Here is a 17,152-nt window from a genome sequence, read left to right on the forward strand (position 1 = left end):
TGTTTTAAGGGTGAATTATTTCCAGCTTATTTTTTTCTTTTTTCGGCTGAACAAACCATTGATGCAAATATAGAAATAGTAGATGAAGTCTACCAGAGGAAGCCACCAAATCAGTTCTTTCACTTCGAGTTTCTTATAGATAGCCATAAAAATTGCCCATTGTGAGCATAGTCTTAGTAAATAAGCGGCAAGAGGAACGTACCAAAATGCAGGAAAAGCAATAGCGACAGCAATCAGGGTAACATAAAATAATACTGCCGATACCAGTTGTGTCCCCAACATGCGTTGGTGATGTCTTTTATAGATGGTGGAGGCACCTGAGTGCCTTGCTTTTTGTTTATAATAGCTTTTCCAGGTTGCTTTGGGGGCGGAGTATACTATAGTAGCTGGAGCAAGGACAATATTGACGTTTGTAGGCGTTGCATTTTGATTGACAAAAAGATCATCATCGCCAGATTTGATGTGCATATGTGCCGCAAATCCTTTGTTGCGAAAGAAGAGCTCCTTCTTGTAGGCCATATTTCGGCCAACACCCATATAGGCATCCCCTTTGAGCGCATAGGATAGGTAACTCATAGCAGTGTGGCTCGTTTCGAAGCGGATCAGGATGTTTAATAAGCTTTTCTTCTTAAAATAAGGCGAATAGCCCAATACAATTTCGGTCTCTGGTTTGAAGGCTGAACCAACCCCTTTCAGCCATTGATCAGATTGAGGAGCACAATCCGCATCGGTAAATACCAAGGTCTGATATTTCGAAGCTTTGATTCCCATGCTTACGGCGAATTTTTTGCCATGCTTCAATCGGATATGCTCTTTGATATCCACAATTTTTAAATGGGCATATCGCTCGTCAAATTCTTGCAATATCCAAGGCGTTTCGTCGGTGGAAAAATCATTGACGACTATGACTTCGAAATTGGGATAATCTTGTTCAAGGATACTGGGTAAGAATTCGCGGAGATTATCCTGCTCATTGTGTGCACAGATAATGACAGATACTGGCGGAAGATCGGTCCCTTCTTGGTAAGAATCAATTTGATACCTGCTCAATTTGCTGTAAACAAATAAGATGTAATATAATTGTACCAATAGGAAAAGACCTAATATCCCAAATACGATATATGGAAGATTGGCCAAAAATACATGTAGGTCAAGCATAGCCAACAAAGATAAGCGCATTCATAATCTTTTTATAAAGGAAAATAATAATTTATTCCTGAAACATCCTGTTTGCAAATCTTTTTATAGTATTTTTGCAACATATTTTAGGAAAAGATGGCATAGACGGAAGCGGAACCTTATTTCCGTTTTGAAAATTAATTTTGCCATATTAATGGGAAAACAAAAAAAGAAGTCCATCTCCTAAAACGGAAATTAGTCTCAGAGGAAAATATTAATGAAATTTACGCTACAAGCACAAGATACACTATCAAAAGCACGTGCGGGTGTTGTCGAAACTGCACACGGTCCCATTCAAACTCCTATCTTTATGCCTGTAGGCACCGCTGGCACGGTGAAAGCCATTCATCAGCATGAGTTGAAAAATGATATTGAAGCACAGATTATTTTAGGTAATACGTATCATCTTTATTTGCGTCCAGGATTGGACGTATTAAATAAAGCTGGTGGATTGCATAAGTTTAACGGGTGGGATCGCCCTATTTTGACCGATTCTGGCGGTTATCAAGTATACTCATTGACGGAAGTGCGTAAGATTAAAGAGGAGGGTGTTACTTTTCGATCTCATATCGATGGATCAAAACATCTTTTTACGCCAGAGAATGTGATGGATACGCAGCGTATCATCGGTGCGGATATCATCATGGCGTTCGATGAGTGTACACCTTATCCATGTGATTATGGTTATGCACGCCGTTCGTTGGATATGACTCACCGTTGGTTGAAGCGATGTGTAGATCGTTTTGATAGCACAGATCCACGCTATGGATATGATCAGACCTTATTCCCTATTGTACAGGGCTCAGTTTATAAAGACTTAAGAATAAAATCAGCAGAAACAATAGCATCTTTTAATCGGGATGGAAATGCAATTGGCGGATTATCTGTAGGTGAACCGGCAGAGGAAATGTACGCGATGACTGAAGTTGTTTGTGATATTTTGCCGAAAGAAAAACCACGTTATCTGATGGGGGTAGGCACTCCCGTGAATATCTTGGAGAATATTGCGCTAGGTGTTGATATGTTTGATTGTGTTATGCCAACGCGAAATGCGCGAAATGGTATGCTTTTTACACAAAATGGGATCATTAACATCAAGAATGAAAAGTGGAAGGATGATTTTTCGCCTATCGAAGTGGAAAGTGACTTACATGCAGATCAATTCTATTCCAAAGCATATTTACGACATCTGATAAAATCACAAGAAATTTTAGGAGCACAAATTGCTTCATTACATAATTTACATTTTTATCTTTGGTTAGTCAATCAAGCAAGACAGAAAATTATAGACGGTACATTCTATGATTGGAAAAATAAAATGGTGAAAATTTTGGATCAACGTTTGTAATAGAATCACATAAAAAAATAAAATATAGATAAAGTATGTGCGCTTTGGGCTTGCAGAAGTAACGTCTCAAATCTCATATCTTAATACTCAAATCTAAAAATATGCTTTCGTTAATCGATCGTTACATCATCAAAAAATATCTGACAACATTTGTGTTCACCATGGCCATATTCACGGTTGTTATGGTGGTCTTTGATGTGTCTGAAAGATTGGATGACTTTCTGAAATATAAAGCACCTTTGAATAAGATTATCTTTGAGTATTATGCTGGATTTATCCCGTTTTATCTTAATTTCCTTTGTCCGCTGATTAATTTTATTGCAGTTATCTTTTTTACCTCGAAAATGGCAGATCAGACCGAGATTGTTCCGATATTAAGCGCGGGATACAGTTTCAATCGTCTACTACGCCCTTATATGATATCGGCAACATTAATTTTTGCCGTTTCCTTGGTATTCAATATATTCATTATCCCCCATACCAATAAGATGAAGGTGGATTTTGAAAACATCTACGTTAAGCCATTGAAAGACAATTCTCGCATATCGACACATATGCAGTTGGACAAAAATAGCTATGTGTATATTGATAACTTTGATAATAGTACCAAAACCGGCTATGGTTTTGTATTGGAAATTTTCAAGGGCGATACATTGAAGGAAAAAATGATGGCAGACCGTATTACCTGGGATTCGGTTGCGACGAAATGGAAAATTGAAGGGTACACCAATCGTATTATTAATGGTCTACATGAACGAATGGATAAGGGGACAGTCAAAGATACAACATTGGATATGAAACCCTCGGATTTCGAACTACGGGACAATATGTTTACTGCAATGGATACCCGTGAACTAAACATTCGGATCCATAAAGAGAAAACAAGAGGAACGGGTGTGATCAATGACCTGCTGCTTGAGAAATATAAACGCTATGTTTATCCGTTCTCCGCCTTTGTTTTGACGCTCATGGGAGTCGCGCTGTCATCGAAGAAGGTTAGAGGAGGGATCGGTTTAAGTCTGGGGATCGGAATCGGCTTAAGTTTTACCTATATTGTTTTTATTCAATTTGCTAATATGTTTTCGCTGAAAGGAGGATTGCCGCCAATAATTGCGGTATTGATTCCAAATGTAACCTTCTTTTTAGTTGCAATTTACTTAACGATAAAGGCCCCAAAATAATTTCTTTTATATCATCACTGGCTTAAGCATCACGAAGAAAGGGAAAAATAGTGCTGCTTATGATGATTTTCATCGCCATTACAAAATAAATTATATTCTATTGAATATGTCTAAAATTCATTTAAATCGGAATATTTTAATTCTGCATTTAACAATCCTTATTTGGGGATTTACGGGGATACTAGGTAGTCTAATCTCTGTTTCGGCCATTCATCTGGTTTGGTATCGCGTAGCCATTGCATCTGTTTCCTTGCTGGTTTATTTTCTGTTGACCAAACAAACAATATTGGTTTCTAAAAAGCAGTTTCTTCAGTTTTTTATGGTGGGAGCCGTTGTTGGATTACACTGGGTTTTATTTTTTTACTCCATAAAGGTATCTACTGTTTCAGTAACATTGGTCACATTGTCATCGGTTACACTGTTCACGGCAATCCTGGAGCCTATAATAAATAAAAAACGTATAGCACTATTGGATATTGTTGTTGGTCTGGTGATTATCATTGGGATTTATACTATATTTTCCTTTGAAACACATTATTTAGTCGGTCTATTGGCTGGTCTGGGCTGTGCTTTCTGCGCGAGTATATTTTCCATTGCCAATGCAAGAATGGTTAAAAAATCAAGTCCAACGTTGATTACATTTTATGAAATGTTGGGGGCATGTTTTTGGATCAGCATACTGATGCTGTTTACTGGGGATTTCAATGCGGAGATGAAATTGGGGCAAGAGGATCTAATTTATCTCTTATTGCTAGGGGTAGTCTGTACGGCAGTAGCCTATGTCATGGGCGTAGCGGTGATGAAGGAATTGTCTGCTTTTACTGTTGCGTTAACGACCAACTTGGAACCTGTCTATGGAATACTTTTGGCGATGTTGATCTTTGGACAGAAGGAAACCATGAGCGGTGGATTTTATCTCGGTGCATGTATCGTTCTCGGTGCAGTGTTTACCTATCCTTATGTAAAAACGAAATTGGAGAAAAGGCAGAAAGATCTGATCATCCGAAAATTACATTAAAGATTACTGGGCTGTCCGTCTTTTTGGACAGCCCAGTAATCTTTTGTCGTACACGCTCATGTTCCTGACAACGGCTGGCTTTTGATTGTTCAACATATCAAAAATCCAATTGTCGGGCAAATTAAAAGGCAAATTCACCTACCAGAACATTTCTTTCCTGATCCCTATTAAGGTAGATCGTCGTGAGTTTCCGTTCCTGTCTCCCCGTACTATAATAGGTGTAAATTTCTGCCAGAACAGCAGCGGGACCAGCCAGGGTCAAGGAACTATCGTTGTAGAAATCAACTTCTATTTTATATTTTCCTTTCAGCGCTTTCTTTAATAAAAACTGTTCTGGACCATAGCCTCCAGTAAAGTCGTTGCTAAGGCGACCTCCAATTGCTGTTTTAGGATTGCTGTAGAAGCATTTTTCTCCGTTTGGATCAGTTACCCAAAGATCAATATCTGTATTTTGGGAGTTCCAGTTGATGACTACACGCATATCAACCGGTAAATCGGCAATAAGCTTCTTCTCCACAGAAATTTGAGCAGTTTCTCTTTGTTGAAATGTGATTAGATTATTGAGTTCCATGACAAGGATTTCTTCAATACCATCATCCCGATCGGCTGCCTCAGGTGAATAGCTTTGTGTCAAAATACCATAGAGTTGCTCAATGGCTTCTTTGTACCGGCCTTCGTCCTGTAATACCAGGGCGTAATCGCGATGGCTCTGTGGATCCATCGGTCGCCATTGTAATATTTTAGCGGCTATATATAGGGCATGGTCGACATCTCCCCATTCCCTGAGTTTGTAAGAAATAGTTTTGTAAAGATCTGTATTTTCAATTTGTAGATCCGCCATTGCGCTCAGGATAAGTAGTGCTTTCTGTTTATCTCCTCTTTTGAAAAAGAAGTTGGCGACATCAAAATAGAAAGTCGGTGTGCCCAGGTATTGATCACGGAGCTGGAGATAACTTTTGTAAGGATCTTTGGATTGATTAAGCTCATGTAGATAGGACTGGTCTTCTTTAATTTCGGGAATATTGATTTTTCCAGTTGTACGCCTGTGCGTATTCGTCACTTGTATTCCTGCTACGTGTCCTTCCAGTGCCTGATAGGCACTTACTGTGACGGCTTCCATAAGTTCATCTTTACTAACCGCAGCCTCCTGAGCGCTGGCTTCTGCGTTAGCTGCTCTTGAATTGGCGGACGCAGACACGCTGTTATTGTTAGCACCCTCTGCTGATTTGGATTCCACAACCGGGAATGTGGCCACTGGGCTTGCCGAAGAACGAGAAGGCATTGGGGGAGCAACAATGGTTTCGGAGGGCTCGTCTGCCGTAGCCATGGAATCTATCGTCCGACGCGACCGCTCCCGTTGTGGATATTTTCCTTTTTGCTGAAAGTCGGTATTCCACCAGGATCGCAGCTCTTCGCTGATATTTTGGGCCTGAGATAATAGATCCGCCACACGTTCTTCTTTTTCTATACGTTCTTCTTTTTTGAGCCGGTTGAATTCGGGGAGTAATTCTGCCGGCGGCGTAATTGCATAGCGTATATAATCTTCCACATTTTCCAGTACAATTAAACTTGTGTTTCTTGTAACAACACCAAACTGCCTGCCGATTGCTTCAATCTCCTCACGATGGTCTTCGTATTGGGTATCCAATGCTGCTATTTTCTTCTGGACCCAGATTTGCTGCAGATCGATTTCCCCATCGTCTGACTTTAAAGGAACTTTGATTTCTTTAATTGCTCCTGTTCCATTACCTACTAAAAGTGTGATTTCTTGTGACAGCTTGTCTTTACCAATTCCTGAAATAGAAAAATAAGACTGAATAGTTGTCCCCTTTTCGGGATAGATTTCTGTAAAAGCATGCTGTTCTTTTATGCCCAAAAAGAGCAGCTCAATTGTATTTAATGTAGTATAGGCTTGATCGATGGTTGTATTGGTCAAATTGATCATTTTTCCAAAATGTGTTTGGGCAATTTGTTTGAGGTTGGCATAATCTGAACTGGCTGAGGATGTAATACAATAGGTGGGCTTATCAAGCGCAATTTTGCCTTGACCAAATGTTGAGAGTCCATCACTGAAAAAGAGATAATTCGCACCATGCAGTATTCCGCTTTTGACTTGGCTATAATCGGTTCCTCCATCATAGACTGTCTGTTTCAGCTGATTTTTTAACTCTTCCCAGTTTCCCTGATTGATTTGAAATGTACGGGCTTTGCTGAAATGGATATCTAAATAGCCCAGATCAACTGTTACATTTTGATTTGTGTTGAAAAATTGATCCAAGAGGCTGAGTTCTTTTTCTAAATCTCTATTTTTAGCACTTAGGGAACGGTCCCAAATAATAGAAATGCTGTTGCCCCATTTTTTTTGTGTCTGTTTAGGGATCTCCAATTTTGCATTGGCGAGAAAATAAAAGCTGCTATCGCGATTGACTTGCTTTAGGCCAGCAACCGAATTTTGATTTAGAGGGAGTTTAATAGCAAGATTCCGTTGGACTTTAAATTGTTGTTTATGGAGTGCAGCGGCATAGTTGTGATTTTGTTCGGAAAATGCCAATGAACCATCGGGCTGCTCCGTAAAAATAGGTTTTTTATTGCCTTGATAGACATTGATGTCCAATTCAAGGTTCTCTATAATGGTGTTATAGGCCAAAGGAAGATAATAATATAGCGTCTGATCAAATTCTGGGGTCAGGTTTTCGGAATAGCTAATCTGAACTGTACGCCGTCCTTTTGCAGGTAAGGAATAGATGCGGGTACGGAAATTGTTTCCCTCAACTTTTTCGAGTAAGCCGGGATCTACCCGTCGTGTTTCTATACTTTCAAAAACTTCGGTGCCTTTGTTTTTATCCACAGGGACCGCCTGGCGTAGCTTGCCGTTAATATCCAAGGCATAGCCACTAACGGAAACACCTTCAGCCATGGGGAAGGTAAGTTCGCCTTCGAGATCTCGATGTGTCGTGTTTTCGAAAATCATGGTCATTGTTGTCTTGGCAATATTTCCAAAAATGCTTACATCGACTTTTAGGTTGACGAGCTTCGCGGCGTCGGCGCGGTGCTCATTTTTTATTTTCAAGCTAGGCACTTCCCGGGTGGGCTTTATTTGAGACTTCGTATCTATATTGGAAAATACTAATAAGACGAAGAGGGCTAATACTATCTTTTTCATCGTTTTAAGTTTGTTTATTCAGTAGTCAATTGTTCCTTCCAGACTTCGATGCAGTTAGGTGGTTTCAACTGTGATGAAGGTATCAGCAACAATTTATCGGTCACTATTTTGTTTATTTTCCTAGTGATGCAATGAAAAAACAAATTCCATAAAGGCCGTCTATTTTTATTTTCGATTTGTCTTTGCCCAACATCACCAATTCGTGGGATGGTATGGAAACTGGAAGGTATTTTACTCCTAATACTTGCCAGATTGCAATAATAATATCACAAAAAACTGTGTTTATTCGTGCTAGGGGTACGTTTTTGGGCTGAGGTTTCGCTGGCCCAAATTTAAGGGAAAGGAAATTCCCTTAAGGAGTTCTTCAATTCCCTCGAGGGAAATAGCGTATCCAGTGCAGCAGAGTAAATTTTCTTTGGAAAATTTTGCGTCCCCGCAAAGGAAAAATTTTCGATGATGGGCGTGGATATAGGCTTTAATCCGACCTAAACGCAGGATATCCTCCTATAACAAAAGCACCTAAGGTGCTTTTGTTATAGGAGGATTATTATTTGTAATTATGCCTGGTGCGTAGCCAAGAAATCTTTACTTTCAAGTTCGGAATATCCCATAAGGTATTCGTCTACTTTTCGTGCGCACTCACGACCTTCTGAAATCGCCCACACGACCAATGATTGCCCCTTACGGCAGTCGCCTGCTGAAAAGATATTTTCCACTGAAGTTTGGTAATCTTTGTCGTTTGCCAAGATATTTCCTTTTTCATCCACACGCACACCTAGCTGCTCCAATAATCTTTGCTCGGTATGTTTGTACCCGATAGCCAATAAAACAAGGTCGGCAGGAATTTCCCGGATTTCGGATTCGCCCAGTCTTGTACGGCGACCAAATTCATCGACTTCGTATTGAACTTCTTTAATTTTTACCGCTTTGACATGGCCATTTTCGTCGTGAACAAACTCTTGTGTTTCCGTTGCCCAAAGACGTTCACAACCCTCTTCCTGCGAAGAGGAAGTTCCGAATGTCATTTTGTCCATCGGCCAGGGATTGTTTTTTAAACGTTCTTTTGCAGGAGTCGGTTTACGCGCAATCTGTGTTATACTCTTAGCCCGGTGACGGTTGGAAGTACCGATGCAATCTGAACCTGTATCACCGTCGCCGATAACGACCACATGTTTATCTGTAGCCAAAATGCGCTCCTCATCGATACTGATACCGTTTACTTCTTTGTTCTGCTGTTTCAAAAAGTCCATGGCAAAGTGTATCCCTTTGGCTTCGTGTCCTGGTAATTGCATATGCCATGGCACGGTAGATCCAGTAGCCAGTACAACAGCATCATAGGCTTTTAACTCGTAAAAACTTATGTCTTTTCCCACCTCGGTATCAACCCGGAACTCAATTCCTGATTCTTTCATTAAATTGATACGGCGATCGATAACAGACTTTTCCAGTTTGAAATCTGGAATACCATAACGGAGCAGGCCGCCAACCTGATCGTCGCGTTCAAAAACAGTGACATCATGACCCGCTTTATTCAATTGCGCTGCGGCAGCAAGTCCGGCAGGACCAGAACCGACGATAGCAATACGCTTACCTGTTTTTAAATAACTCTTATGGGCTTTAACATAGCCTTTTTTGAATGCAATCTCAATGATATGCTTCTCGATTTCTTCGATTGTGATCGGCGTACTATGGATACCCAGTACACAAGCAGATTCGCAAGGTGCAGGACATATCCTTCCTGTAAATTCCGGAAAGTTATTGGTTGAGGTGAGGATCTGATAAGCCTCTTCCCATTTTCCGTCGTATACGGCATCATTGAATTCAGGAATGACATTGCCCAGCGGGCAGCCTGAATGACAAAATGGAATACCGCAATCCATACAGCGTGCGGCCTGTTTGTTCAGCTCATTCTCAGAATATCCTTTATTAAATTCCTTGAAGTGCTGTACACGGCCTTCAACAGCTTCTTTTGTTGGAAGCACGCGCTCAAATTCTTTAAAACCTGTAATTTTTCCCATGATCTGTGCTTCCTATTTTATGCTTCAACTAATTTTTGACGAATGACATTTTTGTATTCTCTAGGGAATACTTTAATAAATTTATTTTTCTCCCGAGCCCAGTTTTGTAAGATGAAATCTGCTCTACGGCTATTGGTCAGTAAGACGTGACGTTTCAATAAGGCAATAATTGCCGTTTCATCTTCACTTTCCAATGGATCCAGATCCACCATCTCCTGGTTGCAGTTTTCGCGGAAGTCATCGTTGATGTCGTAAATCCAGGCGATACCACCGCTCATCCCAGCAGCAAAATTACGACCTGTTGCGCCAAGGATCAGCGCACGGCCACCGGTCATATATTCACAACCGTGGTCGCCTACTCCCTCGACTACAGCAGTAGCTCCAGAGTTACGGACAGCGAAACGCTCTCCTGCTTGTCCATTAACAAATAGGTGCCCAGATGTAGCTCCGAACAGCGCTACGTTGCCGATGATGATATTGTCTTCAGGTACCAGACCGCTTTCCGTTACCGGGTAAATGGCCAACTGCGCACCTGACAAGCCTTTACCAACATAATCATTGGCTTCGCCCTGCAATTCAAAAGATAGTCCTTTTGTCGAAAAGGCACCGAAGCTCTGACCTGCGGATCCCTCAAATTTGAAATTGATGGTGTTATCGGGCAAGCCCTCAGATCCATAAAGCTTAGAAATCTCATTGGAGAGCATGGTCCCGATGGTACGGTCTGTATTTTTTACTTTGAAGGTCCCAAATACCGGAGTCTTGCTTTCTAAAGCTAATTTGGACTGTTTCAATAGTCCCCAGTCCAAAATCATGCCCATACCATGATCCTGTTCCTCGGTATTGTATAATGATTGTCCTGGTTCATTGCGTTCAACATGAAGGATATCGGTAAAATCGATTTTCTTCGCTTTCCAATGGTCGATATTTTCACGTTTTTTCAAGAACTGCGCGCGACCTACCATCTCGTTGATGGTACGGAATCCAAGGTATGCCATGGTCTCGCGAACTTCCTCGGCAAGGAAGGTGAATAGATTGACAATATCTTCCGGTTTTCCCGAAAAGAGTTTACGCAACTCTGGATCCTGTGTTGCTACACCAACCGGACATGTATTTAAATGACACTTGCGCATCATAATGCAGCCGCCGGCAACGAGAGCAGCTGTGGAAACACCCCATTCTTCGGCGCCTAATAATGTAGCAATGACAATGTCCCTGCCTGTTTTTACCTGACCATCGGCCTGTAAGACCACACGGCTCCGTAACTTGTTTTTCACAAGCGTTTGATGTGCCTCGGCAAGACCGAGTTCCCAAGGTAAGCCAGCATGTTTGATTGAACTGATCGGTGAAGCACCTGTTCCGCCGTCAAAACCTGCGATGAGGATAACGTCAGCATGAGCTTTGGCTACACCTGCGGCGATTGTTCCTACGCCGGCTTTAGATACCAATTTTACGTTGATTCTTGCTTGGCGGTTGGCATTCTTTAAATCGAAGATCAACTGCGCCAAATCTTCAATGGAGTAAATATCGTGATGCGGTGGTGGTGAAATCAGACCGACACCAGGAGTGGAGTGTCTGGTTTTTGCGATCCAGGCATCCACTTTAGGGCCCGGTAATTGACCACCTTCACCCGGTTTGGCACCCTGAGCCATTTTGATCTGTAACTCATCGGCCTGCGTCAGGTAATTGGATGTCACACCAAAACGTGCGGAAGCGACTTGCTTGATCGCTGAACGCATGGAGTCTCCATTTGGAAGCGGTTGGTAACGCAATTCATCTTCGCCACCTTCACCGGTGTTTGATTTTGCGCCGATGCGGTTCATGGCAATGGCAAGGGTACTATGCGCTTCGTGAGAGATCGAACCAAAGGACATCGCCCCGGTAGCGAAGCGTTTTAAAATCTCACTTGCAGGCTCAACTTGCTCCAATGGAATGGAATTGCGGTGTTTGGCAAAATCCAATAGTCCACGAAGGGTAAACATATGTTCTTTCTGTGCGTTGATCTTGGTCGCATACTTTTTATACGTGGCATAATCTCCGGTCCGGCATGCTTGCTGCAATAAGTGAATGGTATCAGGATTCCACAAGTGACCTTCGCCACGGCGTTTCCATTGATAGATACCACCTTCCGGCAATAGGTTCTGTGGTGTACGACTTTTTTCAAATCCACGCCAGTGTTTAGATAAGGCCTCTTTAGCCAGATCATCCAGCGTCATACCACCGATACGGGATACTGCGCCACAGAAGAATTTATCAACAACAGACTTGTCGATACCAAGTACCTCAAAAATCTGTGCTCCGTGATAGGATTGCAACGTTGAAATCCCCATTTTGGAGAAAATTTTCAACAAACCATTGTTGACGGCTTTCACGTAGTTTTTGGAAAGTTCAGGCCAAGTAAGTTCAGTATCCAAGGTGTTTTGTTCCTTCATGGTACGGATACTTGCCAGCGCCATGTAAGGATTTATCGCTGTAGCACCAAAAGCTAATAGACATGCAAAGTGGTGTACCTCCCAAGCATCACCAGCTTCGACAACAAGGCCTACTGCACCACGGTTCCCTGTTTTGATCAGATGGTGGTGTACCGCTGATACGGAGAGCAGTGAGGGGATAGCCGCATGTTTGGAATCTATGGCCCGATCCGAAAGTATCAATACCTGGAAACCATCACGTACAGCGTCATCGGCATATCTGCATAGACGTTCTAAACCTGCTTCGAGTGAGCCCGGCTTTCCGTCCGAACGGAAATAGGACTGAATGGTTTTTGCCTGAAACAATCCGGTATCAATAGAACGCAACTTCTCAAGTTCTTTGGATGTTAAGATCGGATGTGGCAAGGTTACGCAGTGACAGAATTTTTTGTCCTCGATCAGGATATTTCCGGCATTACCGATAAAGGTTGCTAAACTCATGACCAAACGCTCTCGAATTGGATCGATTGGCGGGTTGGTTACTTGTGCAAAGAACTGTTTAAAGTAACTTGAGATATGTTGTGGCTGATCGGAAAGAATTGCTAATGGAACATCCGAACCCATAGAACCAGTTGGTTCGTACCCGGTCAATGCCATTGGTGTCAGGATTGTTTCGAGATCTTCCCGTGAAAAGCCGAATGTCTTTTGGTATTTGAAAACAGATTCTTTGGAAAGATAGGTATAGGTGACGCGAGGTTCTTCCAGTTCTTCTAACTTGATTTTATAGTTGTCCAACCAATCGCTATAAGGTTGTTGGTTGATCAATTGATCTTTTACCTCGTTGTCCGTCAAGATACGGCCTTGCTCCATATCGACGAGGAATATCTTGCCTGCTTGTTGGCGGCCTTTTTTAATAATGGTGGATTCTTCGATTGGAAGTGCTCCGGCTTCAGAAGCGACAACAACACGATCATCCGAAGTTACAGCATAGCGCAATGGCCGCAGACCATTGCGATCCAGTGTGGCACCGATATGTTTACCATCGGTAAAACAAAGTGCTGCCGGACCATCCCAAGGTTCCATTAAGGTTGCATGATATTCGTAGAATGCACGTTTCAGTGGATCCATTTGGGTGTTGCCATCCCAAGCTTCTGGTACCAACATTAACATGACGTGGGTCAGACTACGGCCACTGTGTAAAAGCAGTTCGGCGACATTATCGAGACAAGCTGAATCCGATTGGCCACGATCAACGACAGGAAGCAGAATTTCCATTTCCTCTTCGGTGAAATAAGGCGATGAAAGTGCGCGCATTCCGGCATAAAACCAATTGAGGTTACCCGTTAGGGTGTTGATCTCACCGTTGTGCGCCAACATGCGGAAAGGTTGTGCAAGTGACCACGACGGAAAAGTATTGGTTGAAAAACGCGAGTGAACTAATCCAAACGCTGATACAACACGAGGGTCGCGAAGATCCAGATAATATGTGCCGACTTGGTAAGTTGTTAATTGACCTTTGTAAATGATTGTTTTGCAAGAAAGCGATGCAAAGTAAAGTGGGAGAGGGTATTCTTGTTGTTGTTTAACTTTTTGAATGATCAGGCGACGTAGAACAAAAAGCTTGCGTTCAAATTCTTCAGTGTTTGAAACTCCGTCCGGTCTGCTAACAAAAAATTGGACAATTTCAGGTTCGGCACTGAGCGCTGTTGGTCCAATACCTTCACGATTGACTGGTACTGGACGGTAGCCAAGGAATTTCATACCCCTTTCGGCTGCCGCTTCCTCAATCAAATCTCGGCATATTTTGTTCATGGCTTCCTCTTTAGGAAGAAAAACCATTCCTGTTCCATAATAACCAGGTTCCTCCAACTGTATTCCTAAATTGATACATTCTTCCCATAAAAATTCATGTGGTAGCTGAATCATGATACCGGCTCCGTCTCCGCTTTCGGGGTCACAGCCGCAGGCGCCACGATGCTCCATGTTCTCCAACATGGTCAAAGCGTCCTTTACTTGTGCGTGTGATTTATTCCCTTTGATATGGGCGACAAAGCCTACTCCACAGGCGTCATGCTCAAAATTAGGGTCGTAAAGGCCCTCCGTTTTCGGTCTTTGTTGAATCATCTTTCCTTTTCAAATATTATACATTGCTAATATAGGAATAAAAATGATAAAAATTATAAATATTTTAATAAAAATGTATTTGTTTTGATTTTATCATTTCTTTTTATCTGTTTTATTATGGATATCGCATTTATTGTTTAAAGGTATTGTTATGCTTTTCTATACGCTAAAAATGCATCATTTGGCGATAAAATTTTGCTAGATATAGAAAAACGATCGTGGGATTACAATAATATATATAAATTAGGCAAGGTATTGCACAGCGTTGTGTTACATCTAAGACTTAACTGAAAACAAGATGAAAATTACTGAAATAGAAATCTACCGACTAAGTATACCGATGGAGCCATTTGTTATAGCAACTGGAACCATGGATTATGCTCAAAATACGTTTATCCGCATCCATACGGATGCTGCGATCTATGGCGTGGGGGAATGCTCTGCATTCCCCATGATCGTTGGGGAAACACAGGATACTTGTTTGGTATTAGCACGTGATTTTGCCAAGATCTGGAAGGAAAAAGATCCTTTGGCAATGGAAGAACGCCTAGCAGAACTGGATCTATATATCGCTGGTAATAAGACGATCAAATCTGCCTTTGATATGGCTCTGCATGATTTGGCCGCGAAACATGCTGGTTTACCTCTTTATCAATTTTTAAAAGGAACCAAAAGAGAGATAACCACGGATATAACACTAGGGATCGCTTCTCCGGAAGAGATGGTGTTGAAGGCAAAACGTTTGCAGGATGAGGGGGCAGTTATGTTGAAGGTCAAACTGGGAAAGGATCCAAAAACCGATGTGGCACGTATTCGAGCGATTCGTAAAACTGTGGGATTTGAGATGCCTATCCGAATCGATGCGAATCAAGGGTGGTCGTATGAAGAGGCTGTAATTGCTTTGCAGGGTCTAGAGCCTTTTAAAATCCAATTTTGTGAACAGCCTATGCGGACATGGCACGATGAATTGTTGCCCCAACTACGTACAGAAACGATCGTACCCATTATGGCGGATGAGTCAGTTTATTCTCATCATGATGCCGAAAGACTTTGCAAAGCGGATGCCTGTGATTATATCAATATTAAGTTTTCGAAATCGGGCGGTATTCAGGAAGCCTTGAAAATCAATAAGGTCGCAGCTGAGTACGGCATTAACTGTATGATTGGTGGAATGCTGGAATCTCGCTTGGCGCTGGCCGCTAAAGTCCATTTTGCTTATGCAGCCCCAAATGTCAAATTTTTTGATCTAGATACCTGTATGGTTGGCCACTTGCAAGATCCTGTTGTTGGAGGAATTCAATATGACGGATATAAAATTAATATTTCGGACGAACCAGGTATCGGTGCAGATATCGACCAGGCATTTTTAAATGACTGTGAAAAGTGGGTTATTTAACCTTAGTGCAAGCGTATGAATAGTATGAACTGGGGCATCGGTGGTCAGGAGATTGCCGTCCTTATTGTTATTGTGATTTTTTTGGTAGCTGCCTATTTCTTCTTCTCCAAGCTTTTGAAGAAGTAAATTGCCTATTTTTTTACATTTGTTAAAAAATAAGCAGTCAATGGCTGTTTTGGTGGGAGAGGAAGCCTAAAATAGATAATATTCAGTACCTTTGCGATACTTATTATTTTATAAAAGTTAGAAAATATCATGAGTACTCAAAAAGGACCTATTTCTCAATTTATTGAGCATAATTACCGTCACTTTAACGCAGCGGCATTAGTAGATGCTGCAAAAGGTTACGAGGAACATCTTTTGGATGGTGGAAAAATGTTGATCTCCCTTGGAGGTGCAATGTCAACTGCCGAATTGGGTGTTTCTTTGGCAGAAATGATCCGTCAAGATAAAGTACACTTTATTTCTTGTACTGGGGCTAATTTGGAAGAAGATGTGATGAACCTCGTTGCTCACTCCCATTACAAAAGAATCCCGAATTATAGAGATTTGACAGCGGAACAAGAAAGAGAATTATTGGATAACCACTATAACCGTGTAACAGATACTTGTATTCCAGAAGAAGAAGCTTTCCGTCGTTTGCAGAAACATCTTGAAGATGTATGGCATGCCGCTGAAGCGAAAGGTGAGCGTTACTTGCCACATGAATTCCTATATCAGGTCGTTAATTCTGGTGTATTGGAGCAATACTATGAAATAGATCCAAAAGATTCATGGATTGTTGCTGCTGCTGAGAAAAATTTGCCTATTGTATGTCCGGGATGGGAAGATTCGACTACAGGTAATATCTTCGCTTCGAATGTGATTAAAGGTAAGTTAAAAGCGAGCACTGTTAAATCAGGTATTGAATACATGATTTATTTGACTGAATGGTACCGAAATAATTCGGCTGGTAAAGGTGTGGGTTTCTTCCAGATTGCTGGTGGTATTTCAGGTGATTTCCCAATCTGTGTCGTTCCGATGATGTATCAGGATTTAGAATGGGAAGAAGTACCTTTCTGGGCTTATTTCTGTCAAATTTCTGATTCAACGACTTCTTATGGTTCTTACTCTGGAGCGGTTCCAAATGAAAAAATCACTTGGGGTAAATTGGATATTGACACGCCTAAATTTATCGTAGAATCTGACGCGACAATCGTAGCGCCTTTGATTTTCTCTTATATCTTAGGACATTAATCTTTTCGACATAAAGCGGAGTGAGGAACAAAGAATTTGGCTCAGGCAAGTTCTTTATTCCTCACTCCTTTTCTTTTACTT

The 17,152-nt window shown here is 41.6% G+C and carries 9 protein-coding genes; 5 read left to right on the forward strand and 4 right to left on the reverse strand.

Annotated elements, in window-relative coordinates; genetic code table 11:
• Positions 1 to 15: 15 nt before the first annotated feature.
• On the reverse strand, positions 16 to 1,179 hold the full coding sequence (locus HPC41_RS09095; RefSeq protein WP_246250515.1) for a glycosyltransferase: 1,164 nt from the start codon (positions 1,177 to 1,179) through the stop codon (positions 16 to 18).
• Between the two features lie 217 nt (positions 1,180 to 1,396).
• Here HPC41_RS09095 and tgt point away from each other — a divergent pair, with 217 nt between their 5' ends.
• The 3 genes from tgt to HPC41_RS09110 all read left to right on the forward strand — a co-directional run bounded on the left by tgt (position 1,397) and on the right by HPC41_RS09110 (position 4,726).
• Positions 1,397 to 2,527: a tRNA guanosine(34) transglycosylase Tgt gene (gene tgt / locus HPC41_RS09100; protein ID WP_172393713.1), complete on the forward strand. Its 1,131-nt coding sequence runs from the start codon at positions 1,397 to 1,399 to the stop codon at positions 2,525 to 2,527.
• Between the two features lie 101 nt (positions 2,528 to 2,628).
• The gene (locus tag HPC41_RS09105) at positions 2,629 to 3,708 is read left to right on the forward strand and encodes an LptF/LptG family permease (RefSeq protein ID WP_172393714.1); all 1,080 of its coding nucleotides are present in this window, start codon (positions 2,629 to 2,631) and stop codon (positions 3,706 to 3,708) included.
• 106 nt (positions 3,709 to 3,814) lie between these two features.
• Entirely contained in the window at positions 3,815 to 4,726 is a 912-nt protein-coding gene (locus HPC41_RS09110) for a DMT family transporter (RefSeq protein ID WP_172393715.1), read from the forward strand.
• 121 nt (positions 4,727 to 4,847) lie between these two features.
• Here the strand turns inward: HPC41_RS09110 and HPC41_RS09115 are convergent, their stop codons facing one another.
• The 3 genes from HPC41_RS09115 to gltB all read right to left on the reverse strand — a co-directional run bounded on the left by HPC41_RS09115 (position 4,848) and on the right by gltB (position 14,439).
• Complete coding sequence (locus HPC41_RS09115) at positions 4,848 to 7,889, reverse strand: VIT domain-containing protein (RefSeq protein ID WP_172393716.1); 3,042 nt, start codon at positions 7,887 to 7,889, stop codon at positions 4,848 to 4,850.
• A 557-nt stretch (positions 7,890 to 8,446) separates the two neighbouring features.
• Positions 8,447 to 9,907 carry a glutamate synthase subunit beta gene (locus HPC41_RS09120; protein WP_172393717.1) on the reverse strand — a complete coding sequence of 487 codons (1,461 nt, stop codon included), beginning with the start codon at positions 9,905 to 9,907 and terminating at the stop codon, positions 8,447 to 8,449.
• A 17-nt stretch (positions 9,908 to 9,924) separates the two neighbouring features.
• On the reverse strand, positions 9,925 to 14,439 hold the full coding sequence (gltB, locus tag HPC41_RS09125; protein ID WP_172393718.1) for a glutamate synthase large subunit: 4,515 nt from the start codon (positions 14,437 to 14,439) through the stop codon (positions 9,925 to 9,927).
• A gap of 298 nt (positions 14,440 to 14,737) precedes the next feature.
• On the opposite strand from gltB, the gene HPC41_RS09130 reads away from it, so the two are divergent.
• Positions 14,738 to 15,835: a mandelate racemase/muconate lactonizing enzyme family protein gene (locus tag HPC41_RS09130; RefSeq protein ID WP_172393719.1), complete on the forward strand. Its 1,098-nt coding sequence runs from the start codon at positions 14,738 to 14,740 to the stop codon at positions 15,833 to 15,835.
• Positions 15,836 to 16,090: 255 nt separating this feature from the next.
• On the forward strand, positions 16,091 to 17,071 hold the full coding sequence (locus HPC41_RS09135) for a deoxyhypusine synthase family protein (RefSeq protein ID WP_046674101.1): 981 nt from the start codon (positions 16,091 to 16,093) through the stop codon (positions 17,069 to 17,071).
• The last annotated feature ends 81 nt before the right edge of the window (positions 17,072 to 17,152 follow it).

This window comes from Sphingobacterium prati (assembly GCF_013167215.1).
In the GTDB taxonomy this organism is placed as follows: Bacteria; Bacteroidota; Bacteroidia; order Sphingobacteriales; family Sphingobacteriaceae; genus Sphingobacterium; species Sphingobacterium prati.

Excerpts from the sequence above, each read along its gene's own strand:
- HPC41_RS09110 (WP_172393715.1), top strand. The coding sequence starts at position 3,815 with ATGTCTAAAATTCATTTAAATCGGAATATTTTAATTCTGCATTTAACA.
- HPC41_RS09135 (WP_046674101.1), top strand. The coding sequence starts at position 16,091 with ATGAGTACTCAAAAAGGACCTATTTCTCAATTTATTGAGCATAATTAC.
- HPC41_RS09115 (WP_172393716.1), bottom strand. The coding sequence starts at position 7,889 with ATGAAAAAGATAGTATTAGCCCTCTTCGTCTTATTAGTATTTTCCAAT.
- HPC41_RS09105 (WP_172393714.1), top strand. The coding sequence starts at position 2,629 with ATGCTTTCGTTAATCGATCGTTACATCATCAAAAAATATCTGACAACA.
- tgt (WP_172393713.1), top strand. The coding sequence starts at position 1,397 with ATGAAATTTACGCTACAAGCACAAGATACACTATCAAAAGCACGTGCG.
- gltB (WP_172393718.1), bottom strand. The coding sequence starts at position 14,439 with ATGATTCAACAAAGACCGAAAACGGAGGGCCTTTACGACCCTAATTTT.
- HPC41_RS09095 (WP_246250515.1), bottom strand. The coding sequence starts at position 1,179 with ATGCGCTTATCTTTGTTGGCTATGCTTGACCTACATGTATTTTTGGCC.
- HPC41_RS09130 (WP_172393719.1), top strand. The coding sequence starts at position 14,738 with ATGAAAATTACTGAAATAGAAATCTACCGACTAAGTATACCGATGGAG.
- HPC41_RS09120 (WP_172393717.1), bottom strand. The coding sequence starts at position 9,907 with ATGGGAAAAATTACAGGTTTTAAAGAATTTGAGCGCGTGCTTCCAACA.